This is a genomic window from Xanthomonas sp. NCPPB 1826 (genome assembly GCF_056725285.1).
This window is the reverse complement of sequence record NZ_CM161521.1, coordinates 855,561-877,574: the sequence shown is the minus strand read 5'-3', so window position 1 is coordinate 877,574 and position 22,014 is coordinate 855,561. Positions and strand designations below refer to the sequence as shown.

The following is a 22,014-nucleotide window of genomic DNA, read 5'->3' as shown; positions in this document are numbered from 1 at the left end:
TCTGGTGCGGTGAGGGCACCGCGCCCTCCACCAGCGCAGCTCGGCACCATTCAGATAACGCTGCGGGCGACTGGCGATTGCACCTTGCGCCTTGCGCCTTGCGAATCCCTAATCTCCAATCCCGAATCCCCAGCCTCATAACGCCCAGCGTATGCCGATCAGATACTGCCGCGGCACACCTGGTGCGAGAAACCGCGCCGGGCCGGTTTCCACTGGCGCGTCCTGCGGGCGCGCGAGTGCTCCGTCCGGAAACACGTCTTCGGCCACGGCCGCGTAGGTCGCGTAGTGGCGGTTGAAGACGTTGTCGACGCGGGCGAACAGCGACAACCGCGCGCCCAGCTGCCAACGCGCCTGCAGATCCACCAACGCGTAGCCGGCGGTGCCGATGTCGATGCGCTCGGGTGCGGGCTCGCCGTCGTCGGCATTGTCGACCTGGCCATCCTCGTTGCCGCTTGCCACGCGCCCGGCCACCGCACGCACCCCGGCGCCCAGGGTCAGCGCATTGCGCTGCCATTCCACGCCGAGCTTGAGGTTGTGGCGTGGCAATGCGGCGATACGCAAGCCCGGACGCAGGGCGATCACACGCTCGCCGGACAGCAGTTCGCCATCGCTGCGATAGGTCGCATCCAGAAAGCTGTAGCCGGCCGACCATTGCCAGTCGCCGCTGCGCAGGCGCAGCGCCAGATCCGTGCCCTGGTAGCGGGTGCGGCCGACGTTGTCGAAGTAACCCAGCTGGGTGTCCGGTGCGCGCAGGAACAGGATGTCGTCGCGATTGTCGGCGCGGTACACCGACAGGCTGGCGTTGCTGTTGGCCGACGGTGCCCAGCGCGCGCCGAGCTCGTACGTGCGCGAGACGATCTGCTCCAGGCGCGGGTCGGCCTGCAGGCCGGTCGGCAAGCGGCATGGCTGGGTGGGATCGGCGCAACCCAGTTCGATCGCGGTCGGTGCGCGGCTGTTTTGCGCGACCGAGCCGTACACCGTCAGCCCCGAATCGAGCCGATGGGTCAACCCTAACGATGGATTGGCCTTGGCATAGACGAAGCGCTCGCGTGGGCGGTCGCCGTCCTCGGCGGTGGAAAGGATGTTGTCCACCACCACGCGATTCCAGCGCACTGCGGCACTGAGATGGGTGGCAGCGTCCAGCGCCCAGGTGTCGGCGACGAACACGCCCAGCGTCTTGGTGCTGCCGCGCACGCCGGAAAAAAACGCGCGCTCGGCATCCGGATCGGCAGCGACCGAGCGGTCCGGTTGCACCCAACCGTCGCGGGCGAATTGCCGATAGCGCACATGGCCGCGATCGAAGGTCACGCCGGTGCTGAGCGCATGCGCACCCCACTGCCTGCTCAGGTTGACTGCCAGGCCTTGCGCCTCCTGACGCATTTGGGTGGTGTTGAGCGCGCCGGTGGGCAATGCATCGGCATCGGCGCGCGCGACATCGCAATCGGCATCCAGCGCGCTGCCATCGGCGGCATAACCGGAGGCGCATTCTTCGACGAATTCTTCGTAGTCCTCGCCGATATCGCCATTGACGGTGTCGCGCCGACCCACGCGCGCATAGGCCAGTGCATGCAATGCGGTGTCCGCATCGAAACGATGGTCCAGTTGCGCGGTGAACAGCGTATTGCGATTGCGGGTGAGATCGGGCGAGGTGTACACCGCGCGGCGGTCGGCGCGATACAGGCCGGGCTCGGGGCCATCGTCGGTGTAGCGCGTATCCGGCAGCAGGCCATTACCGATCAGGCGGCTGCGCCCGTACAGCAGCGACAGGCTCCAATCGGTCTGCTCGCCCTGCTTGCCGACCTTGCCGAAAACGGTCCCCAGGCGACCCTCGGAGGCATCGCGCCAGCCGTTTTCGTCGAAGCCGGTGACTGCGACGAAGCCATGCCAGCCGTCCTGGCTGGCGAGCCCGTAACTGGCATCCAGTCGCTTGCGCGCACCGCTGCCGATGCTCAGCTCGCCCTGCACTCCCGGTGAGGTGAGGCCCGACGCGGTAGACAGCACCACCGCGCCACCGAGCGTGTTCGGCCCGAACAAGGGATTGGAACCGGGCATCAGGGTCACCGCGTTGATTGCCGACTCGGGCAGCATGTCCCAGCTGACGATATCGGCGAACGGTTCGTTGAAACGCACGCCATCCAGATACACCGACACGCCTTGCGAGGCGCCGGGCAAGGCGGAGGCACGAAACCCGTGGAAGGTGAGATCGTTCTGGAACGCACTGCCCTGCACATCGTTGCCATCCACGCCGACGAAGCGCCGCTGCAGCAGATCGCCGAGGTTGTTGCTGCGCGCGCGCGACAGCTCGCTGTTGGTGGCCGATTGCACCATGTACGGCAGTTGCGCCGCATCGATGGTGGTGCCGGGGATCGGCGTGGCGGTGACCTCGATGCGGTCCAGCCAGGTCACCTGCGGCGCCTCGGCCGCCACTGCCAGCGCGCTACTTGCGAGCAAGGCGCTGGCGCAGGCGCCTGCCAGTGCGTGATGGTGCAACGTCGCTGTGCTGCGTGTGCCTGCTGCCATCTGCGTCTCCCTCAATAGAGCACGATCGATTTGATGCCGCGCGCCGCACGCAAGTCCGCCAGCGCCTGATTGATGTCGTCCAGCGCCAGGGTGCGGGTGATCAACGGCGCCAGCCGGATGTCGCCGCGCAGATAGCGCGCGACATAGCCGGGCAATTCGCTGCGCCCTTTCACTCCGCCGAAGGCGCTGCCGCGCCACACCCGCCCGGTCACCAGTTGAAACGGGCGCGTGCTGATTTCCTGCGCGTCGTCGGCCACGCCGAGGATGACGCTCTCGCCCCAGCCTTTGTGGCAGCACTCCAGCGCCGCGCGCATCGCGCCGACATCGCCCACGCATTCGAAGCTGTGGTCGGCGCCGCCATCGGTGAGGTCCACGATCACCTGCTGGATCGGTGCGCCGTAGTCGCGCGGATCCAGGCAATCGGTGGCGCCCAAGGCGCGCGCCAGCGCGAACTTGGCCGGGTCGATATCCACCGCGATGATGCGCCCGGCCTGCGCCAGCACCGCGCCCTGTACCACCGACAAGCCGATGCCGCCCAGGCCGAACACCGCCACGCAGTCGCCGGGCCGCACATGCGTGCTGTTGAGCACCGCACCGACGCCGGTGGTGACCGTGCAGCCGAGCAGGCAGACCTGATCCAGCGCTGCCTCCGGCTGGATCCGCGCGACCGCGATTTCCGGCACCACGGTGTATTCGGAGAACGTGCTGGTGCCCATGTGGTGCAGGATCGGCCGGCCGTGCAACGAGAACCGGCTGCTGCCATCGGGCATCAGCCCGCGTTCCTGGCTGCTGCGGATCGCCTGGCACAGGTTGGTGCGGCCGGAGCGGCAGAACTTGCACACGCCGCATTCGGGCATGTACAGCGGGATCACGTGATCGCCGGGCTGCACGCTGGTGACGCCGATGCCGACCGCCTCGACGATGCCGGCGCCTTCCTGCCCCAGGATCACCGGGAAGCTGCCCGCCTGCGCATGCGCCAGCGCATGCGCATCGCCATGGCAGATCCCGGTGGCGACCAGGCGCACCAGCACCTCGCCGGGCCGCGGCGGCTGCAGGTCCACCTCTTCGATGGTCAGCGGCTGGTGCGGACCCCATGCCACCGCAGCGCGTGTCTTCATCCGGCCTCCCTGGCGCGCTGCGGCATGGCCGCCGCTCAGCGCGCGATGACCACGCCCCACGGCAGTTCGCCGACGGGGATCTGTTTGATCTCGCGCAACGCGACGGTGTCGATCACGCTGACCGTGTTCGAGCGCCCGTTGGCGACATACAGCTTGTCGCCGGCCGGGGTCAGTGCCGGATTCCACGGCCGCAGCCCCACCGCGATTTCGGCGAGACTGCGCGCAGTGTTGGTGTCGATCACGCTGAGCGTGCCGGCACCGCCGTTGGACGCATACAGCCGCGTGCCGTCGGCCGACAACGCCACGCCCGCCGTGCGCACGCCGGCCGGCAGGCTGGCGCGGCGTTGGCGCGTCTGCAGGTCGATCACGTCGACCACGTTGGCGGTTTCCTGCGCGATGTAGACGCTATGCCCGTCGGGCGCAAACGCCATCCCGCGCGGATGGCCGCTAGTGGCGACCACGCCACGCGAGCGACCGGTGGCCAGCTCGATCATGTCCATGTCGTTGGAGCCCTCGTTGCTGGTGAGCAGCCACTGCCCGTCCGGCGTGTAGGCGCAGTGCTCGGGCGCCTGCCCGCGCGTGGCGATCACCTGTTGCACGCTGAACTGTGCCGCATCGATCAACATCGCCTGGTTCTGGCCTTCCACGCACACCGCAAACTGCTTGCCGTCCGGCGACAGCGCAATGCCTTCGGCGTTCTCGCCGATCTCCACGCTGCGCAGCACCGCGTCCTTGTCGGTATCGAGTTCGATCAGGCGGTGATGCTCGGCATCGATCAGGTACAGATGCCCCTGCGGGCCCGGCAATACCTGCTGCAGGCGCTTGCCCAGCTGCCCCTGTGCGCTGAGCGTACGCACCACCGTGTCGGTGTGCGTATCGATCACCGATACCGTGCCGCTGCGCTGGTTGGGCACATAGGCAAATGCCGGCGGCGTTGCGGGCATCGCTGCCGCCGGCGCCGCGTTGGACGCCGGCAGCTCCGCATCGCGCCGGCAACCGGCCAAGGCCAGCAGCGCGCCCAGCGCAGTTGCCGCAAGCAGGCACCGCCAACCGGTTGGCGCTGGCCTCATTGCGCCTTGCCCGCGGTCTTGTTGATCGAATGGATGAAGGCGAGCAGTTTTTCGGTGTCGCCCGGCTTTAGCACCGGCGCGAACGGCGGCATCTGCCCGACCACCTTTTCATGCCCGACCCGCGTCTTGCCGTGGGTGATCATCGCGGCGGTGCCTTCGCTGATCAGCGTGCGCAAGGTGTCGTCGTCGCTGCCATACACCCAGATGTCGTTGGTCAACGGCGGGCACATGCCGCCGCCACCGGTGCCGCCATGGCAGGCATTGCAGCCGGCGGAGAAATAGATCTTCTTGCCCTCGGCGATCAGCTCGGGCGTGACCTTGACCTCCGGCCCCTTCGGGATCGGCACCACGGTGGCCGGCGCTGCGGGCGGCGTGGCCGGATCCGGCGCAGGCCCGGCGGCCGGGTTGGGCACCGCGGCGCTCGCCGCTGCAGGTGCAGCAGTACCGGTGGCCGGCGCCGGCGGACTGACAGCCGGTGCGGTGGCCGCCTCAGGCGCGGGCGCGGGCGGCGGTGCGTCCTTGCCGCAGGCGGCCAGCACGACGCTGAGCATCACCGCGCACAGCGGTGCGCGCATGGAACGATCGAAACAACCCACGGTGGACTTGCGCATGAACGAACCTTTCTGATCGGAGGGAGCACCGCGCACCCCGTGCGCGCGGCGGGTGACGCAGTCATTGCCGGGAGGGGCGCCTGGCCTCGGTAAGCAGCGTGGCCAGCGCGTTATCGCCGCGTGCCTGCGCTAATGCAGCGGCGGTCTTGCCGTCGCGATTGCGTGCGGCAGGGTCGGCGCCGGCCGCCAGCAGGCGCTTGGCCGCCGCGTCGCGCCCGGCCGCGGCGGCCAGCATCAATGCGGTGACGCCGGCCTGGTTGGCGTGGCCGACGTCGGCACCGCCGGCCAGTACCGCATCGAGAATCGCCGGGTCGTCGCGCGCCACCGCGAACATCACCGGCGTGAAGCCGGTGGCATTGGCACGCCGCACATCCGCGCCCGCCTTGAGCAAGGCCTGCACCACGCCGACATCGGCGTAGGACACCGCCAGGTCCAGCGCGCTCCAGCCATCGCTGGAGACGGTGTCCACCGGCGCGCGCTTGCCGAGCAACCTGGTCACGCTGCCGGCATCGTTGGCCCAGGCCGCCTTCATCAAGGCGGTCCAGCCGCTGCCATCGCGCGCATCCAGGCGTGCGCCGGCATCGAGCAGCAGGCCGACCAGATCCGGTTCCTGGTTGCGGATGGCCTGATGCAACGGCGGCTCGCCGAGCAGGTTGGGACGGTTGGCATCGGCGCCATGCCGCAACAGCCACGCCGCACGCACCGCGTCGCCGGCATCCAGTGCATGCGCCAGTTCCTGGTTCGGGTCGGCACCGTCGGCGATGCGCAGTTGCAACTGCGCCAGCTCCTGCGAGGACGCAGCCGGGCTTGGCGCCTTGGACACCGGCATCGGCGTCGCATACGGCCCGTGCGCGGCCAGATCGCCGGCTACCACGCAGTCGCCACAGCGCACCAGCGGCACGTGATAGCTGCGCAGGATCTCGGCGATCTTTGCTGAACTCTGTTGCATGGCCGTGTTCAAGGCATCGCGCAGGTCCGCGTTCTTGCGCGACACCGCCCACGCCATCGAATATTCCAGCACCGCATCGTCGATAGTATTGAGCGGCACCATGCCCAGGCCGCTGCGTTGCGCGTAGTAACCGGCCACCGGGCCCCAGGATTCGGCCGCATCCAGTTCATTGGCAGCGACCCGTTCAACCAGCTTGCCGGGATGTTCTTCCGGCGCGGTGGCCGAGTCGTAGAACAGGTATTGCACCTGGCCGCTGATGCCGTGCTCGTATAACGCCTGACGTGCGGGCGAGCTCTGGAACACGCCCAGCCGCAGTTTTTTCAGCGCCGGATCGTCCAGCGATGTCGGCACCAGATCCAGGCCCTTGCGCGTCACCAGCACATAGGCCGAGCGATACAGCGGGCGCGTGGTCAGGCCCTGCTCGAAATCGCTGTTGAGGTCCATCAACACATCGCAGCGGCCGGCAGTGATCGTGCTGCGTGCCAGCCCGCGTTGGTAATAGGTGCGCCACTCGTATTCCAGGCGCCGGCCCATGGCATCGGCCACGACCTGCGCAATCTTGTTCTGGAATCCCTCGCCAGCCTTGTTGGACAGCGGCATGTTGCCGGGGTCGGCGCAGACCCGCAGCACACGTGGATCGGACGTTGGCGGTGGAGCACTGGCCGTGGCCGGTGCCGCAGTGGAGGCCGCCGCAGCGGGCGCTGCAGCGGAAGCAGAAGCGCGAGCCGTCGGTGAGGACGGCTCGCGGGTGCAGCCTGCGGCGACGAGTCCGAGGCTGCAAAGCACCAGCAGCCGACACAGCTGCCGGTGCATGCCACGCGCACCGGCAGCGAACTGCCGGTGCGCGCGTCCAACGCCTTGCGTGGAACTCATCGTGCGGTCTTCGCTGCGGTGTTGGCGGTGCCGCCGCCTGCAGCCGCCGTGGCGGTGGCACTGGCGGTCACGGTCTTGCCGGCACCATCGATCCGGAAGCTGTGCACCATGCCGCCGAGCGGGATCTTGTCGAAGCCGGCACCAAATGCCAGACCGGCAGCCCCCAGCGCGCCATACGGATCGGACGGATCCAGACCTGCGGCCACCGGCAGGCCGATCCAGCCACCGATGCCGGAGAACACCGCCACGTACTGGTGCCCATTGGCCTTGTAGGCGATCGGGTTGCCGATGATGCCGGAGGGCAGTTTCATCTCCCACAGCTTCTTGCCGGTGTCCTTGTCCACCGCACGGAACCAGCCATCCAGCGTGCCGTAGAACACCAGCCCGCCGTCGGTGACCAGGGTGCCGCTCCACACCGGGAACTTCTCCTTGATCTCCCACTTGGACTTGCCTTCCACCACGTCGAAGGCCTTGACGATGCCCAGTGCACCCGGCTCGTTGGGCTTCATCATCACGTTGGCAAACACGTACGGCAGGCCCATCATGGTGTTGCCGCGTTCCTGCGGTTCCAGTTCCATATGCCAGTTGTTGGTGCCGCAGAAGAACACCGCCGCATTGGCCGGATCCACCGAGCACGGCTGCTGGTCCTTGCCGCCCATCGCCGACGGGAAGGCCTGCACCTTCTTGCCGCGTTCCAGCGGCGAATGCGCGGCCACCTTGACCGGGCGGCCGGTCTTCATGTCGATGCGTTCGGCCCAGTTGGCCGGCACGAACTTGTGCGCGCGCAGCAGCGTGCCGTCACGGCGATCGAGCACATACGCAAAGCCGTTACGATCGAACTGCACCACGGACGGAACTTCCTTGCCGTCGATGCTCAGATCGACCAGGATCGGCTCGTTGATGCCGTCGTAGTCCCACTGGTCGAACGGCGTCTTCTGGTAGCCCCACACCGCTTCGCCGGTATCGATCTTGCGCGCGAACAGGGTCATCGACCACTTGTTGTCATGCTCGCCGTTGTTGCATTCCTCCTGCGAGGTCTTGCCGCAGCGATACGACGGGCTCCACAGGCCGGGATTGCCGGTGCCGTAGTAGAGCAGCTTCAACTTCGGGTCGTAGCTGTACCAGCCCCAGGCCGCACCGCCACCACGCTTCCATTCGTCGTTGGGAAAGGTCTTGACGCCCAGATCGCCGAGCTGGCCATGCTGCGGGTTGGCCTTGTTGAAATCCGCACCCAGGCAGATCGATTTGTCGGTACCGGCCGCATCGCAGGACCACGCCTGCTTGCCATCGGCCAGGTTGTAGGCAGCGACACGCCCAAGCACGCCGAACTCGTTGCCGCTGATGCCGGCCACCACCTTGCCGTCGGCGATGATCGGCGCCATGGTGATGGTTTCGCCCTTGTCCGGGTGCGCGAGTTTCTGCTTCCACACTTCCTTGCCGGTCTTGGCATCGAGTGCGATCACATCGCCGCTCAGGCTGCCGAACACCAGCTTGCCGTCGGCATACGAGGCGCCGCGGTTGACCGTATCGCAGCACGCTACCGCCACCGAGCGTTCGTCCTGTTGCGGGGTGTACTTCCACAGCACCTTGCCGCCGTCGTCCTGCGCTGCCAGGTCGATGGCGAACACGTTGTTCGGATACGCGCTGACCATGTACATGACGCTGCCGATCACCAGCGGCTGGCCCTCGTGGCCGCGCGTGGCATCGGTCTTCATTTCCCACGACATCTTCAGGTTCTTGACGTTGTCGCGATTGATCTCGGCCAGCGGGCTGTGCCGGGTGAGCGCGAAGTCGCGCCCGATGCCGCCCCAGTTGTCCGGGTTGCTGGCATTGGTGGTGAACTCGCTGTCGGTATCGACCACGGCGGCGGCGGCCGGCGCGGCGGGTTTGGCGGCCGGTGCGGGCGTTGTCGTCGTTTCCGTGGCGGCGTCTTTCTTGCAGCCGGCCAACGCGGCGCTCAGCGCAAGCATGAGCAGCACACTGCTGCGCAGGCTGCGACAGGAAGATTGGTGCATATGCGTCTACCCCTCTCGATTGAACAACCAGTCGGTTGAAACATTCCGCAGCGCAGGCGTTGCACCCGCCAGTTGCACCGCGGACGTCGGAAACGTCGAGAGGGAAAGAGCAAACGCCATGCCAGCGCACTGGTGCGACGCACCATGTTGGAGCAGCAGGGTTTGATGTGATGGCAGTCGCTTGCGCAAGGCGCACTGTCACGGTTCTGGCACAGTTTGCGCCGGGCGTGCTGTGACATGGATGGTGCAGCGGGGGTGGGACTGCCTGTCGGTCAGTGCTGCGCACCCTGCACGCTTGAGTCGACATAGCTCGCTGTGGCTCGCGCAAGGCAACACCTCACCTCACCGAAGGCCAGCTACGTCGTCGAACGGGTGCTGCCGCGTTTCCCTTCTCCCATCGGGAGAAGGTGCCCGAAGGGCGGATGAGGGTACGGCGTAGGCCAGGTGTGTGATGTCTGGCTTGCTGATGACGCATTGCAAGATTCAGCGGCGTCCACGCCCCTTCGAGCGCATGTCACTTCCAATGCGATAACGGTGTCCTGATCGCCAGCGTTATCCAACAACACGCGGCCAGCCACACATCGCACTCCGTGCTTCGCGCGCCTGGCCTACTCGCCAAAGCTCACGCTAGCGGTTCCAGTGCGCCAGCAACTGCGTGCAATCCTGCAATCGCCAGTCGGCAAGGCCGGGCCATGGATCGCCGGGTGTGTTGACCAGCACGGTGCAGGCACCGACTGCACGGCCGCAGGCCAGGTCGTTGTGGTGATCGCCGACCATGACCAGTGCTGTGCCCTCCACCGCCCAGCGTTGCGCAAAATACTGCAAGCCATCGGGTGCGGGTTTGGGGGCGGCCTCATCGCGGCCGACGATGTCGTCCCAGGCGAATGCATCGTGCAGGCCGATCGCCTGCAATGTCACCTGCGCCAATGCGCGCGCATTGCGGGTGAGCATGCCGAGCCGGCATCCGGCTGTCTGCAACGCACGCACCAGCGCCACTGCACCAGGTGCGGGCTGTGCGGCCTGTGCGAGTTCACGCTCGTGCTCAAGCAACCAGGCGTGTTTGGCTGCGGCCTGCTCGGCCGGCAGTGATGCCAGGTGGTGCAGGATGTCCGCCTCGGGCGGGATCTCCAACGCGCGTCGGATCAATTCGAAATCATGCACCGCTTCGGTCAGCGTGCCGTCCATGTCGAACACCCAATGGCGGTAACCGGACAACGCGGGCGAGATCTGTGTGATGGCCATGGCATCCATACGTGAGGAGACTCCAGAGATGGTTGAGGCAACGCCGCAAGCCGTCAGGGAACGCATATCGCGCACGCACCCGAATGGACCGGCACCTCATGCCGATGCCGTACGCCGACTGCGCAGCTGGTGCCGTGCAAGGGCGGTGCGCCTACTTCCAGCCCGGCATCTGGGTGGTATCCAGGCCACCCACTTCGAACTCTGCCGTGCGCGTGCCGCCGGCCTTGACCGGGAACGCGATGCTGATGCGCTTGGCATTGCGCACCAGCTTCCACAGCGCCTTGTCGTCGTCGATGAACATCGCGATCGCTTCATCGGTGTCGGGGCGGTGTGCGGCCATCGGGCGTGGTGCGCCACCATCTGCCGAGACCTGCACCTTGCAGCCGCCATAGCAATTGAAGTCGCCGGCCTTGAGCACGAGATAGCTGTGACGCTTCCATTGCGGGTGATCACGGAACACCAGGCTCACCGGCTTGGGGCCGCTGCCGTCGACATCCACGCGGCTCTTGGCATCGATCATCGCCGAGCGCTGCGTGCCGCCCTTGGCCGGCACCTGCGAGTACTGCCACAACGCCTGCATGCGGCGCAGTTCGCGCGCCTGGTCGCCCTTGGCCTTGATGTCGGCATAGCCAGGTTCGATGCGTGTGGCCGCAGCGGTGCCGGCGTAGCCTTCCAGCAGTGCGGCGCCATGCGCGCGTGCCATGTCCCAGTTACCGGCCTTCACCGCCTCGTCGTATTGCTTGGCGAGTGCGTCGGCCTGCTGTTGCTTGGCTTGCGCCTGCGCGCTTGCCTGCGCCTGACGCTGCGCCTCGCGGTCGGTACAGCCACTCACTGCAGCGACGCACAAGGCCGCGCTCAGCAGATATTTCATCGTCGACTCCGGAAGGCATGAAAGGCAACGGCAACGATACCAGCCTGCCCACGACAGCCGCGATCAAACGGCCACACAGCGTAGGAGCGCACCCGGGCGCGATGGAGCATTCCCGGTAACGCCACGTCGCGCCCGGGTGCGCTCCTACGACGGCGATTGCCGGGCACGGTGCTAGCGCAAGGGCACGGTGCCGCCCGCACGATGCAGCAATGGAAAGCGGCGGGAGGGCGTCTGCAACGCCCTCCCCTGCCATTACGGCTGCGGCTGCGCCGGCGGTGCCGCCTTGGCCTTGGCGATCATCTCGGCCACCGATGCGGTGGTGATCGGGTGGTAGCTGGGCTTGGCCTTTTCGAAGGCCTGCTCGGCGAAGGCGATGCCGTCCGGGGTCTTCAACAACTCGGCGTAGATCGGCAGTACCAGCTTGCGGCGGCCGACGCGTTCGATGAACTCGCCTGCAGCGGGGCGCGCATCGGTGTAACCGCTGCGGATCGCCAGCGGATACCAGCGCATGGCGATTTCGCCGTTCGGGGTGCCGGTGAAGTGGTAGGCCTCATCCAGTTGCTTGAGCTGCTCGGGCTTGAGCGTGGCGCCCATGCCGCTGAGGAAGTGCACCCATTCCTGCGTGCCCCATTCGCCGGTGACCTGCTTGCTCGGCAGCGTGCCGCTGCCGCTCCAGGCGATGCGCGCGGTGTCCACGATCGAGAAGCTGCGCGAGCGTGCCTTGGCGGCGAAGGCCGGGATGCCTGGCTGCTTCAGCCACGCATCCACCTCGGCCGCACTGACCGTGTTGGGATGCTTATCCAGCAGGTTCTTGTTGAGGTAATCGACGAACTGGTCGGTGGTGGCGCTCTGGAACGCATGATCGTCGAACCAGCCGCGCAGGAACGGGTCGAACACCTCGCGGCCGAAGCGCTGCTCCAGGAACTGCAGGAACCACGCGCCCTTGACGTAGGCCACCTGGCTCAGGGCTTCGTCGGGGTCGCGCTCGGCCAGCGGCGGCAGCGCCAGCGCCTGGTCGGCCGGCGCCATGCCCTTCACTTCGGCCAGCAGGTCGCCCTGGTCGATCTCGCGCTCCATCTCGGCCATCTCCGCGCCATACAGCGCCTCGGTGATGCGGGCCTGCACGTAGGTGGTGAAGCCTTCGTTGAGCCAGATGTCCTTCCAGCTGGCATTGGTCACCAGGTTGCCCGACCAGCTATGCGCCAGTTCGTGCGCGACCAGCGAGACCAGCGACTTGTCGCCGACGATCACGGTGGGCGTGGCGAAGGTCAGGCGCGGATTCTCCATGCCGCCGAACGGGAACGACGGCGGCAGCACCAGCATGTCGTAACGGCCCCAGCGATACGGGCCGTAGAGTTTTTCGGCGGCACCGATCATCTTCTCGGTGTCTTCGAATTCCTTCGCAGCCTTGTCGGCCATGCTCGGCTCGGCCCACACGCCCGAGCGCGTGGAGATCGGCTTGAACACCACGTCGCCGGCAGCGATCGCCAGCAAATACGAGGGAATCGGCTCGGGCATCTTGAAGCTGTAGTCGCCGTCGCGCGCGGCCTTGGGGTCGTTGTCGGCGCTCATCAGCACCATCACGTCCGGGCGCGAGGTCACATGCGCGCTATAGGTGAAGCGCACGCTCGGGGTGTCCTGCAGCGGCACCCAGCTGCGCGCATGGATTGCCTGCGACTGGCTGAACATGAAAGGCAGTTGCTTGCCTTCGGTCATCGCCGGCTCCAACCACTGCAGGCCCGATGCGGTGGGCGCGGTGTGGTAGGTGATGACGACCTTGGCCGGCTGGTTGGGGGTTTCGATGGTGAGCTTGCTGCCGAAGGTCTTGTCGGCCGGCGCCAGCGCGAACTGCAGTGGCGACAGCGTGCCCTTGCCATCGTCGGCCTGCACCTGGGCGATGCTGAGCTCGCGCGTATCCAGCACCAGCTGCTTGGCGGCCTTGTCCTTCCAGTCCAGCGTGTAGGTGGCGGTGCCGCCGATCTGCTTGGCGTCGAAATCCAGCTTCAGGTCCAGCGCCAGATCCTTGATGACCACCAGCTGCGGCTGGGCGTAGGAGCTTTCGTCGTGGTTGCGGGCGTCTGCTTTCACGGGGGCCTTGGCAGTAGTGGCCGGCGCAGCGGTGCTGGCCGCCGGCGGCGTGGACTCGTTGGAACAGCCGGCCAGCGCGATGGACACGGCCAGGGACAGCGACAGGAACGGGAAGCGCATCGACGGCACCGCAGCGAGGGAATTGGGCATTTTAACGCCCCGGGCCGTTGCCTGCCCGTGCGGCTGATGGCGAGCCCGTGCCGGACGCTCAACCCGCGCCGGCTGGGGACACCGTGCATGTCGCTGGCCGCATCGGCGCGAACCTTACGCAGTAACCGCGTTAATGGCGTAACTCAGGCTACCCGTGCCTAGCGTGCACCCGCCCGCGGCCCGGCCGCCAGGTGATTGCCGGATCGCCTAGACCACCGGATGGCTGCGCGGGCTGTCATGCCCGTCGCGTACCAGACGCCGGCCACCGGAGAACTTGGCGCGATACATCGCCGCATCGGCGCGGCGATACAGCTCGGTGGCATCCAGGCCACGCTCGCACACCGCGCTGCCGGCGCTCACATGCAGCGGCGCCTCGTCGGCATCCTCGCGTTCGAGCATCGACAGCCATTGATTGAGCTTGAGCGTGGCGTCGTCCTCGCTGGCATGCACGCCGATCAGGAACTCGTCGCCGCCCCAGCGCCCGATCCAGTCCTGTGCGCCCAGCCAGCCGTAGGCCGATTCCACCAGCCGCACCAGCACGCGATCGCCGGCCAGATGGCCGAAGCGGTCGTTGATCGGCTTGAGGTTGTCCATGTCCAGCACGAACAGCACGAACGGCCAGCCTTCGCGCTGCGCGGCGGTGACCGAATCGCGCATCGCCTGTTCGCAGCCACGCCGGTTCAAGGCCTCGGTCAGCGGGTCGAACAAGGCGTGCTTCTTGAGATCGCGCATGCCTGCATCGATGCCGCGCAGGCTGCGATTGATGCCACGCAGCAACCGCCCCAGTTCGTCGTCGCCATGTTCGGGCAGGCTGGGCAGACGTTGATCGGCGTAATACGCATCCAGTGCGTCGGCGGCGATGCGCAGCGGTGCGAGCAGGCGATACAGGGCCGACAGGGTCGCCGCGGTGCCAGCCAGTGTGGCCAGCAGCGCCACGATCACCACCGACCACAGCGGGCGCCCGCTCAACTCGCTTTGCGCGGCCAGCCAGGCGATCAACAACAGCAACGGCAGGTGGATGCCGACAAAGGTCACCGCCAGCAGCTTGGCGCTGAAGGAGCGGGGAAACACGCGCGACAACCCTGCGTACAAGCGCATCCACGTCTCCGGCAAAAGAGCGCCTAGTGTCGCCGACCGTTGGTGGAGCCGACGCGACGGGAGTCTCAAAAGTTTGTCGGCAAACGCACCTGCGCATAGTGCAATCGTGCGGCAAGCGGACACGAGCGTGGCCTGCTCGTGCGATGTCCGGCGCAAGCTGCGCGCCGGACCGGACGCTCAGATCACGCTGCGTCGGATCCGGTTCAGATCTTGTAGCCGGAGTGGATCGCCACGATGCCGCCGGTCAGGTTCTTGTAGTGGCAACGCGCAAATCCGGCCTCGCCCATCATGCCCTTGAGCGATTCCTGCGGCGGGTGCTTGCGGATGCTTTCTGCCAGGTACTGGTAGCTGTCGGCGTCGCGCGCGAACAGCTGGCCCAGCCTGGGCAGGATCTTGAACGAGTGGAAGTCGTAGATCGGCTTGAACCAGTCGGCGGTGACCTCGGAAAATTCCAGCACACGCGCCTGCCCGCCCACCTTCAACACGCGGTACATCTCGCGCAGCGCGGCGTCCTTGTCGGTGACATTGCGCAGGCCGAAGGAAATGGTCACCAGATCGAAGCTCTGATCCGGGAACGGCAGCGCCTCGGCATTGCATTGCACGTAATCGAAGCCGGCCACCAGGCCGCGGTTGGTGAGCCGGTCGCGGCCCACCGACAGCATGCCGGCGTTGATGTCGCCCAGCACCACCGCGCCCTCGTTGCCGACGCGCTCCTTGAGCAGCACGGCGATGTCGCCGGTACCGCCGGCCAGGTCCAGCACACGGTCGCCCGGCTTCACCTGCGCGGTCGCCACGAAGTAGCGTTTCCATGCGCGGTGCACGCCCAGACTCATCAGATCGTTCATCAGGTCGTAGTTGCGCGCGACCGAGGTGAACACTTCGCCGACCAGCTTCTGCTTGTCCTTGGCAGCGACGTCGCGGAAGCCGAAATGGGTGGTACCGGAGGTATAGGGGGATTCGCTCATGGGCGGATTATCGCACTGCTGACGCCGCCATGACCGCAACCGGACCACAATCGCTGCCTTCCCTGCGACCGGCCCTGCGAGCCCTGCGTGCACGACAAGTACGTCCAGCGCGACTGGCAGCCCCACGAGAAGCCCACCCTGCCCGGGTCGGCCTCCACCCCCCTGCACTCCACCCGGCGCCGCATCCAGTACGGGCTGGTGGGCGTGGTGGTGGCGCTGACCGGCGGGTTGAGCAATGCGCTGGTCACCGCCAACCTGACCTATCTGCAGGGCACGCTGGGCGCCTACGCCACTGAAATGGCCTGGCTGCCGGCCGCCTACGTGATGACCAACATGTCGGCCAACCTGCTGCTGGTGAAGTTCCGCCAGCAGTTCGGGCTGCGGCGCTTCACCGAGATCTTCCTGGCGCTGTATGCGGTCATCGCCTTCGCGCATCTGTTCGTGCACAGCCTGAGCTCGGCGATCACCGTGCGTGCCGCGCACGGATTGGTGGGCGCCGCGCTCAGCTCGCTGGGGCTGTATTACGTTATCCAGGCGTTCCCGGCCAGGTACCGGCTCAAGGCGGTGGTGACCGGGCTGGGGGTGACCCAGCTGGCGCTGCCATTGGCGCGGGTGTTCTCCACCGATCTGCTGGAATTTGCACAGTGGCAGGGCCTGTACCTGTTCGAACTGGGCCTGGCGGTGTTCGCGCTGGCCTGCGTGCTGGCGCTCAAGCTGCCGCCCAGCGACCGCTATCGGGTGTTCGAGCCATTGGATTTCCTCACCTTCAGCCTGTTCGCGGCCGGTTCGGCCGGGCTGGCGGCGGTGCTGTCGCTGGGGCGGCTGCTTTGGTGGACCAGCACGCCGTGGCTGGGCGTGGTGCTGGCGGCCTCCATCGTGCTGCTGTGCACGGCGGCGTGGATCGAGCACAACCGCCGCAACCCGATGATCAATACGCGCTGGCTGGCCAGTGGCGACATGCTGCGGCTGGGCCTGGCGATCCTGCTGATCCGGCTGGTGCTGTCCGAGCAGAGCACCGGCGCGATCGGCTTCTTCCAGACCCTGGGGCTGGCCAACACGCAGCTGCAGACCCTGTTCGCGCTGATGTTGCTGGGCGCAGTGGTCGGCGTGGCCGCCAGCGCGTGGCTGATCAATCCGGCGCGGGTGGCCGAGCATCTGATCATTGCGGTGGCGGCGATCTGCATCGGCTGTTTCATGGATGCCGATGCCACCAGCCTCACCCGTCCGGAGCAGATGTACGTCAGCCAGTTCCTGCTCGCCTTTGGCAGCACCTTCTTCATCGGCCCGGCGATGGTGGCTGGGCTGGGTCGGGTCATCGCGCAGCCGGGCAACCTGATCAGCTTCATCGTGCTGTTCGGCATGGCACAGAACATGGGCGGCCTGCTCGGCAGCGCGCTGCTCGGCACCGTGCAGGTCGTGCGCGAGAAATACCATTCCAGCCAGCTGGTCGAACATCTGGCATTGACCGACCCGCAAGTGGCCGCGCGTGTGCAGGCCTATGCCGCGCTGTACGGCCGCAGCATCGGCGACCCGGCGCTGCGGCAGGCCCAGGGCGTGCGCGCCCTGGGCAGCGTGGCCACGCGCGAAGCCAATGTGCTTGCCTATAACGACGTGTTCCTGTTGATCGGCTGCATCGCCATCGCCACCGGGCTATGGATCCTGTCCGTGCTGGTGTGGCGGCGTTATCTGCGCCCACCCGCTTCGTCCCCCTCTCCTGCTTCCACCGCGCGCCCATGAATACACCTGCAGCTTCAACCTCTCCTGCCGATCTGCAACGTCGCAGGCGGCGCCGCATCGGTGGCGTGATCGGCTTCGGCGGGCTGGCCCTGCTCGGCGTCGCACTGGTGCTGTATGCATGGCGCCTGCCGCCGTTCGTCAGCGCCGTCGAGCGCACCGAGAACGCGATGGTGCATGGTCAGATCACGGTGATCGCGCCGCAGGTCAGCGGCTATGTCACCGAGGTGCCGGTGCAGGACTTCGCCCACGTCAAACACGGCCAGTTGCTGGCCAGGATCGATGACCGCATCTATGCCCAGCAGCTCGAACAGGCCAGGGCGCAGCTGCAGACCGCGCAGGCCAACCTGTCCAACTGGGACCAGCAGCGGCATAGCGCCGATGCCACCATCGCCGAACAACGCGCCGCACTGAGCAGCAACCAGGCCCAGCGCGACCGTACCCGCTCGGCGTATGCACGCGCACAGCAGCTGGCCGAGCAGAAACTGGTATCCGAACAGGATCGCGACACTGCCTTCGCCGCACGTGCGCAGGCCGATGCCGGCGTGGCACAGGCGCGCGCCGCCGTGCAGGCCGCCGAGGAAAACGCACGAAGTGTCACCGTCAATCGCGCCGCGCTGGAAGCGGCGGTGGCCAATGCGCAGGCAGCCGTGCAACTGGCGCAGATCAATCTGGACAACACGCGCATCCTGGCCCCGCGCGATGGCCAGCTCGGCCAGCTCGGCGTGCGTCAGGGTGCCTACGTCACCAATGGCACGCAGCTGATGTCGCTGGTGCCGGACACGCTGTGGATCGTGGCCAATTTCAAGGAAACCCAGATGGCCAAGATCCGCATCGGGCAGCGCGCCAGCTTCACCGTGGATGCGCTGGACAATGCGCGCTTGCACGGCCGTGTGCAGGAAATCTCCCCGGCCGCCGGCTCGGAATTCAGCGTATTGCCGGCCGACAACGCCACCGGCAACTTCGTCAAGATTGCCCAGCGCATTCCGCTGCGCATCAGCGTCGATCCGGACCAGGCGCTGGCACCGCGGCTGCGCCCGGGCATGTCGGTGGTGGTGGCGATCGACACTGACAGCGCGGTCGACTGACGCGACGCAGCCGCTATCATGCGGTGATGTCGTCCCTGTCCCCATCCTCGCTGCACTGGCAGTGCCTGCGCTTCGACCAACTGAGCACCACGCAGTTGTACGCGCTGCTGCGGCTGCGCTCGGATGTGTTCGTGGTGGAGCAGCAGTGCGCGTATCCGGAGCTGGATGGCAAGGACAGCCTGCCGGGTGTGCTGCATCTGCTCGGTAGCACCGACGACGGTGCGTTGGCCGCCTATCTGCGCGTACTACCGCCCGGTGTGAGTTACCCCGAGCCGAGCATCGGCCGGGTAGTGATTGCCGCCACGCAGCGCGGCCACGGCTTCGCACACGCATTACTGCGGGAAGGCTTGCGGCTGGTGCACCGGCAGTGGCCCGCCAGCGCCGTGCAACTCGGCGCGCAGGCGCACCTGCAGGCGTTCTACGCCGCACATGGTTTTACGCCCTCGTCCGCACCGTATCTGGAAGACGGCATTCCCCACATCGACATGCTGCGTCGCGCCGACGCCGCCACCCAGGAGCCTGCATGATCACCACCCCCGACTACCGCGCACTGCTCGACACCGCCATTGCCGAAGCCCGCCAGGGCCTGGCCGAAGGCGGCATCCCGATCGGCGCGGCGCTGTACCACAACGACGGACGCCTGCTCGGTTGCGGCCACAACCGCCGCGTGCAGGAAAACGATCCTTCCGTGCACGGCGAGACCGATGCCTTCCGCAAGGCCGGCCGGCAGCGTCGCTACAAGGACACCATCATGGTCACCACGCTGGCGCCGTGCTGGTACTGCAGCGGGCTGGTGCGCCAGTTCAATATCGGCACCGTAGTGGTCGGCGAGTCGGTCACTTTCCAGGGCGGCGTGGCCTGGCTGCGCGAGCACGGCGTCACTGTCATCGACCTGCAGAGCCAGGAATGCATCGACCTGCTGGGCGGCTATATCTCGGCCAACCCCGACGTGTGGAACGAGGATATCGGCGAGGACTGAGCGGTTCGGGTGCAGCGGTTTGGCTGCAGAGCGCTTGATCTGCGGCTTGGCCGCGAGGCCCTTGCCCGCCCACCATCGCCGGACACGCCGCAAGTACGTCCGTGTAGGCTCTTACGCGGCATCCATGCCGCGTAAGGTCCCGCGACGGTGGGCGGGCAAGGACCAAGTCGAGATGGTCGGTGTGCTTGCTTAAGAGCAGTAAGGGCCCTGCGTGATGCACGCCGTTGATCCTGATGCGCCGGCTCGAAGTCCGACACACGTTTCGGCAAACAGCTCTTCACGCGGCCATCGACCAACTCTCTAGTGCGGTGCCCTCGCCGCTTGCGGGACCCTTGGCGGCATGGACGCCGTCAAGGAGCCCCCAGGGACGGGTTCACGGCGTGTCCCGCGAGCGGTCAGGGCATCGCGCCCTCGACCAGCTCAGCGTTTGACTGCATCCGGGAAAATGCGGCCCACAAAACCACTGTGCTCACCGCCAGGCGAGCGCGGTCAAAATCGGAATCGGCATGTCCAACGCGTACACGCCGGTTCCGGTTGCGTCCACACCGGCCTGATGACCGTTGGCACCTGCACGCAGCTGCACTGCGATCAGAGGATATAGCGGCTCAGGTCCGGGTCCTGCACCAGTTCGCCGAGCTGCGCATCGACATAGGCCGCATCGACCGTGACGCTCTGGCCGTCGCGATCCGGCGCCTCATAACTCAGCACATCGAGCAGGCGCTCCAGCACCGTGTGCAGGCGGCGCGCACCGATGTTTTCCTGTCGCTCGTTGACCTGCGCGGCAATCTCGGCAAGGCGCTCCACCGCATCGGCGCCGAAGGTCAGGCGCACGCCCTCGGTCTGCAGCAGGGCTTCGTACTGCTTGATCAACGCCGCCTTGGGTTCGGTAAGGATGCGCACGAAATCGGCCTTGGTCAGCGCGGTCAATTCGACACGGATCGGAAAACGGCCCTGCAATTCGGGAATCAGATCGCTGGGCTTGGCCAGATGGAACGCGCCGGAGGCGATGAACAGGATATGGTCGGTCTTGACCGTGCCGTACTTGGTCGACACGTTGGAGCCTTCCACCAGCGGCAACAGATCGCGCTGCACGCCCTCGCGACTGACATCGCCGCCATTGGAGCCGGCTTCGCCACGCTTGGCGACCTTGTCGATCTCATCGATGAACACGATGCCGTGCTGCTCGCAGGCTTCGATCGCCGCGGCACGTACGTCGTCTTCGTTGACCAGCTTGCCGGCTTCTTCTTCGATCAGCAGCGGGCGCGCGGCCTTGATGGTGAGCTTGCGCTTCTGCGACTTGCCGCTGCCCAGGTTGGAGAACATCTGCCGCAGCTGCTGGCCCATTTCCTCCATGCCCGGCGGGGTCATGATGTCCATGCTGGCGTTGACCGCCACTTCCAGCTCGATCTCGCGCTCGTCCAGTTCGCCGCTGCGCAGCATGCGGCGGAACTTGATGCGGGTGTCGTTGTCCTGCGCCGAGGGCTCGTTGCGCGCCGCTTCCGGATCGAACCCGATCCCGGCCGCGCGGCGTGGCAGCAGCGCATCCAGGAGGCGGTCTTCGGCGCGTTCTTCGGCCTGGTTGCGCACGCGCACCTTGGCCTGCTCGCGATACAGCTTGACCGAGGTGTCGGCCAGGTCGCGGATGATCTGTTCCACATCCTTGCCGACATAGCCGACCTCGGTAAAGCGCGTGGCTTCGACCTTGACGAACGGCGCATTGGCCAAGGTGGCCAGGCGCCGCGCGATCTCGGTCTTGCCGACGCCGGTCGGGCCGATCATCAGGATGTTCTTGGGCATCACCTCGTTGCGCAGCTCTTCGGGCAGCTGCATGCGGCGCCAGCGGTTACGCAGCGCGATGGCAACCGCACGCTTGGCATCGTGCTGGCCAACGATATGACGGTCGAGCTCCTGCACGATTTCGCGCGGAGTCATGGTTGAAGTATCGGAATTTGGCATTGGGGAATCGAGAATGGGGAAAGGGGAATCGCAAGCGCGAAATCAAGAACCTATGTCGTCGGAGTGGAACCAAAACCGCTGTTGCGATTCCCGATTCCCCACTCCCGATTCACAGCTCTTCGACCACCACATTGCGATTGGTATAAATGCAGATATCACCGGCGATGTTGATCGCTTCGGTGGCGATGGTCTTGGCATCGAGTTCGGTGTGCGCGAGCAGCGCGCGGGCGGCCGACAGGGCGTACGAACCGCCCGAACCGATGGCGATGATGCCGTCTTCCGGTTCGATCACATCGCCAGTCCCGCTGATGATCAACGAGGTTTCCTTGTCGGCGACCGCGAGCAGCGCTTCAAGCTTGCCCAGGCGGCGCTCGGTGCGCCAATCCTTGGCCAGCTCCACGGCGGCACGCGTCAGTTGCCCATGCTTGTCGAGCTTGGCTTCGAACAGCTCGAACAGCGTGAACGCATCGGCGGCGGCGCCGGCGAAACCGGCCAGCACCTGGCCCTCGCGACCGAGCCGGCGCACCTTGCGTGCATTGCCCTTCATGACGGTGTGGCCGAGGGTGACCTGGCCATCGCCGGCAACGGCGACATGCCCACCACGCCGAACCGAAATGATGGTGGTGGCGTGAACGATGTTGGGGTTCTGGCTGGGGTCCATGGGTCCTCCGGGGGTTTCCAATGAGG

Annotated in this window: 17 protein-coding genes; 4 read left to right on the top strand and 13 right to left on the bottom strand. The window is 66.6% G+C overall.

Annotation, left to right across the window (positions count from 1 at the left end; translation table 11 throughout):
* Positions 1-135: 135 nt before the first annotated feature.
* From AC1PLA_RS03765 to ubiE, 11 genes are all read right to left on the bottom strand, one after another.
* Positions 136-2,520: a TonB-dependent receptor gene (locus AC1PLA_RS03765; protein ID WP_481105614.1), complete on the bottom strand. Its 2,385-nt coding sequence runs from the start codon at positions 2,518-2,520 to the stop codon at positions 136-138.
* Between the two features lie 11 nt (positions 2,521-2,531).
* Entirely contained in the window at positions 2,532-3,638 is a 1,107-nt protein-coding gene (locus AC1PLA_RS03760; RefSeq protein WP_211914791.1) for an S-(hydroxymethyl)glutathione dehydrogenase/class III alcohol dehydrogenase, read from the bottom strand.
* A 35-nt stretch (positions 3,639-3,673) separates the two neighbouring features.
* Positions 3,674-4,708: a beta-propeller fold lactonase family protein gene (locus AC1PLA_RS03755; protein ID WP_481105613.1), complete on the bottom strand. Its 1,035-nt coding sequence runs from the start codon at positions 4,706-4,708 to the stop codon at positions 3,674-3,676.
* Complete coding sequence (locus tag AC1PLA_RS03750) at positions 4,705-5,355, bottom strand: c-type cytochrome (RefSeq protein ID WP_181142002.1); 651 nt, start codon at positions 5,353-5,355, stop codon at positions 4,705-4,707. Before AC1PLA_RS03750 ends, AC1PLA_RS03755 begins: the two co-directional genes overlap by 4 nt.
* A gap of 25 nt (positions 5,356-5,380) precedes the next feature.
* A complete protein-coding gene (locus AC1PLA_RS03745) occupies positions 5,381-7,141 on the bottom strand; it encodes a quinoprotein dehydrogenase-associated putative ABC transporter substrate-binding protein (protein WP_481105612.1) in 1,761 nt (586 codons plus the stop codon).
* On the bottom strand, positions 7,138-9,156 hold the full coding sequence (locus tag AC1PLA_RS03740) for a methanol/ethanol family PQQ-dependent dehydrogenase (RefSeq protein ID WP_481105611.1): 2,019 nt from the start codon (positions 9,154-9,156) through the stop codon (positions 7,138-7,140). The genes AC1PLA_RS03745 and AC1PLA_RS03740 overlap by 4 nt, the downstream gene beginning before the upstream one ends.
* 627 nt (positions 9,157-9,783) lie before the next feature.
* Positions 9,784-10,407 (bottom strand): HAD family hydrolase, encoded by a 624-nt coding sequence (locus AC1PLA_RS03735; RefSeq protein ID WP_481105610.1) that lies wholly within the window; start codon positions 10,405-10,407, stop codon positions 9,784-9,786.
* Between the two features lie 142 nt (positions 10,408-10,549).
* Complete coding sequence (locus tag AC1PLA_RS03730; protein WP_104561876.1) at positions 10,550-11,269, bottom strand: hypothetical protein; 720 nt, start codon at positions 11,267-11,269, stop codon at positions 10,550-10,552.
* Positions 11,270-11,521: 252 nt separating this feature from the next.
* Positions 11,522-13,477 carry a M1 family metallopeptidase gene (locus AC1PLA_RS03725; protein ID WP_481106155.1) on the bottom strand — a complete coding sequence of 652 codons (1,956 nt, stop codon included), beginning with the start codon at positions 13,475-13,477 and terminating at the stop codon, positions 11,522-11,524.
* Positions 13,478-13,714: 237 nt separating this feature from the next.
* Positions 13,715-14,605, bottom strand: a complete 891-nt coding sequence (locus tag AC1PLA_RS03720) for a GGDEF domain-containing protein (protein WP_024940237.1) — start codon at positions 14,603-14,605, stop codon at positions 13,715-13,717.
* Positions 14,606-14,808: 203 nt separating this feature from the next.
* Positions 14,809-15,570 carry a bifunctional demethylmenaquinone methyltransferase/2-methoxy-6-polyprenyl-1,4-benzoquinol methylase UbiE gene (gene ubiE, locus AC1PLA_RS03715; RefSeq protein ID WP_016903622.1) on the bottom strand — a complete coding sequence of 254 codons (762 nt, stop codon included), beginning with the start codon at positions 15,568-15,570 and terminating at the stop codon, positions 14,809-14,811.
* Between the two features lie 87 nt (positions 15,571-15,657).
* Between ubiE and AC1PLA_RS03710 the strand changes: the two genes are divergently transcribed.
* From AC1PLA_RS03710 to AC1PLA_RS03695, 4 genes are read left to right on the top strand one after another with little or no spacing between them, the layout of a single operon-like run.
* A complete protein-coding gene (locus tag AC1PLA_RS03710) occupies positions 15,658-17,307 on the top strand; it encodes an MFS transporter (RefSeq protein ID WP_411758970.1) in 1,650 nt (549 codons plus the stop codon).
* Positions 17,304-18,392 (top strand): HlyD family secretion protein, encoded by a 1,089-nt coding sequence (locus AC1PLA_RS03705; RefSeq protein ID WP_039523380.1) that lies wholly within the window; start codon positions 17,304-17,306, stop codon positions 18,390-18,392. Before AC1PLA_RS03710 ends, AC1PLA_RS03705 begins: the two co-directional genes overlap by 4 nt.
* A gap of 26 nt (positions 18,393-18,418) precedes the next feature.
* Positions 18,419-18,919, top strand: a complete 501-nt coding sequence (locus AC1PLA_RS03700; RefSeq protein ID WP_104575250.1) for a GNAT family N-acetyltransferase — start codon at positions 18,419-18,421, stop codon at positions 18,917-18,919.
* Positions 18,916-19,371: a nucleoside deaminase gene (locus AC1PLA_RS03695; RefSeq protein WP_024940233.1), complete on the top strand. Its 456-nt coding sequence runs from the start codon at positions 18,916-18,918 to the stop codon at positions 19,369-19,371. Before AC1PLA_RS03700 ends, AC1PLA_RS03695 begins: the two co-directional genes overlap by 4 nt.
* A 588-nt stretch (positions 19,372-19,959) precedes the next feature.
* Here AC1PLA_RS03695 and hslU read toward each other — a convergent pair.
* Together hslU and hslV are read right to left on the bottom strand one after the other, a co-directional pair.
* Positions 19,960-21,327 (bottom strand): ATP-dependent protease ATPase subunit HslU, encoded by a 1,368-nt coding sequence (gene hslU, locus AC1PLA_RS03690; RefSeq protein WP_024940232.1) that lies wholly within the window; start codon positions 21,325-21,327, stop codon positions 19,960-19,962.
* Positions 21,328-21,436: 109 nt separating this feature from the next.
* Positions 21,437-21,988: an ATP-dependent protease subunit HslV gene (gene hslV, locus AC1PLA_RS03685; RefSeq protein WP_005997221.1), complete on the bottom strand. Its 552-nt coding sequence runs from the start codon at positions 21,986-21,988 to the stop codon at positions 21,437-21,439.
* Between the last annotated feature and the right edge of the window lie 26 nt (positions 21,989-22,014).

What these genes read in the sequence shown, in the direction of transcription:
- AC1PLA_RS03765 (WP_481105614.1), bottom strand. Translation starts at nt 2,520, where the DNA reads ATGGCAGCAGGCACACGCAGCACAGCGACGTTGCACCATCACGCACTG.
- AC1PLA_RS03760 (WP_211914791.1), bottom strand. Translation starts at nt 3,638, where the DNA reads ATGAAGACACGCGCTGCGGTGGCATGGGGTCCGCACCAGCCGCTGACC.
- AC1PLA_RS03755 (WP_481105613.1), bottom strand. Translation starts at nt 4,708, where the DNA reads ATGAGGCCAGCGCCAACCGGTTGGCGGTGCCTGCTTGCGGCAACTGCG.
- AC1PLA_RS03745 (WP_481105612.1), bottom strand. Translation starts at nt 7,141, where the DNA reads ATGAGTTCCACGCAAGGCGTTGGACGCGCGCACCGGCAGTTCGCTGCC.
- AC1PLA_RS03740 (WP_481105611.1), bottom strand. Translation starts at nt 9,156, where the DNA reads ATGCACCAATCTTCCTGTCGCAGCCTGCGCAGCAGTGTGCTGCTCATG.
- AC1PLA_RS03735 (WP_481105610.1), bottom strand. Translation starts at nt 10,407, where the DNA reads ATGGATGCCATGGCCATCACACAGATCTCGCCCGCGTTGTCCGGTTAC.
- AC1PLA_RS03730 (WP_104561876.1), bottom strand. Translation starts at nt 11,269, where the DNA reads ATGAAATATCTGCTGAGCGCGGCCTTGTGCGTCGCTGCAGTGAGTGGC.
- AC1PLA_RS03725 (WP_481106155.1), bottom strand. Translation starts at nt 13,477, where the DNA reads ATGCGCTTCCCGTTCCTGTCGCTGTCCCTGGCCGTGTCCATCGCGCTG.
- AC1PLA_RS03720 (WP_024940237.1), bottom strand. Translation starts at nt 14,605, where the DNA reads ATGCGCTTGTACGCAGGGTTGTCGCGCGTGTTTCCCCGCTCCTTCAGC.
- ubiE (WP_016903622.1), bottom strand. Translation starts at nt 15,570, where the DNA reads ATGAGCGAATCCCCCTATACCTCCGGTACCACCCATTTCGGCTTCCGC.
- AC1PLA_RS03705 (WP_039523380.1), top strand. Translation starts at nt 17,304, where the DNA reads ATGAATACACCTGCAGCTTCAACCTCTCCTGCCGATCTGCAACGTCGC.
- AC1PLA_RS03700 (WP_104575250.1), top strand. Translation starts at nt 18,419, where the DNA reads ATGTCGTCCCTGTCCCCATCCTCGCTGCACTGGCAGTGCCTGCGCTTC.
- AC1PLA_RS03695 (WP_024940233.1), top strand. Translation starts at nt 18,916, where the DNA reads ATGATCACCACCCCCGACTACCGCGCACTGCTCGACACCGCCATTGCC.
- hslU (WP_024940232.1), bottom strand. Translation starts at nt 21,327, where the DNA reads ATGCCAAATTCCGATACTTCAACCATGACTCCGCGCGAAATCGTGCAG.
- hslV (WP_005997221.1), bottom strand. Translation starts at nt 21,988, where the DNA reads ATGGACCCCAGCCAGAACCCCAACATCGTTCACGCCACCACCATCATT.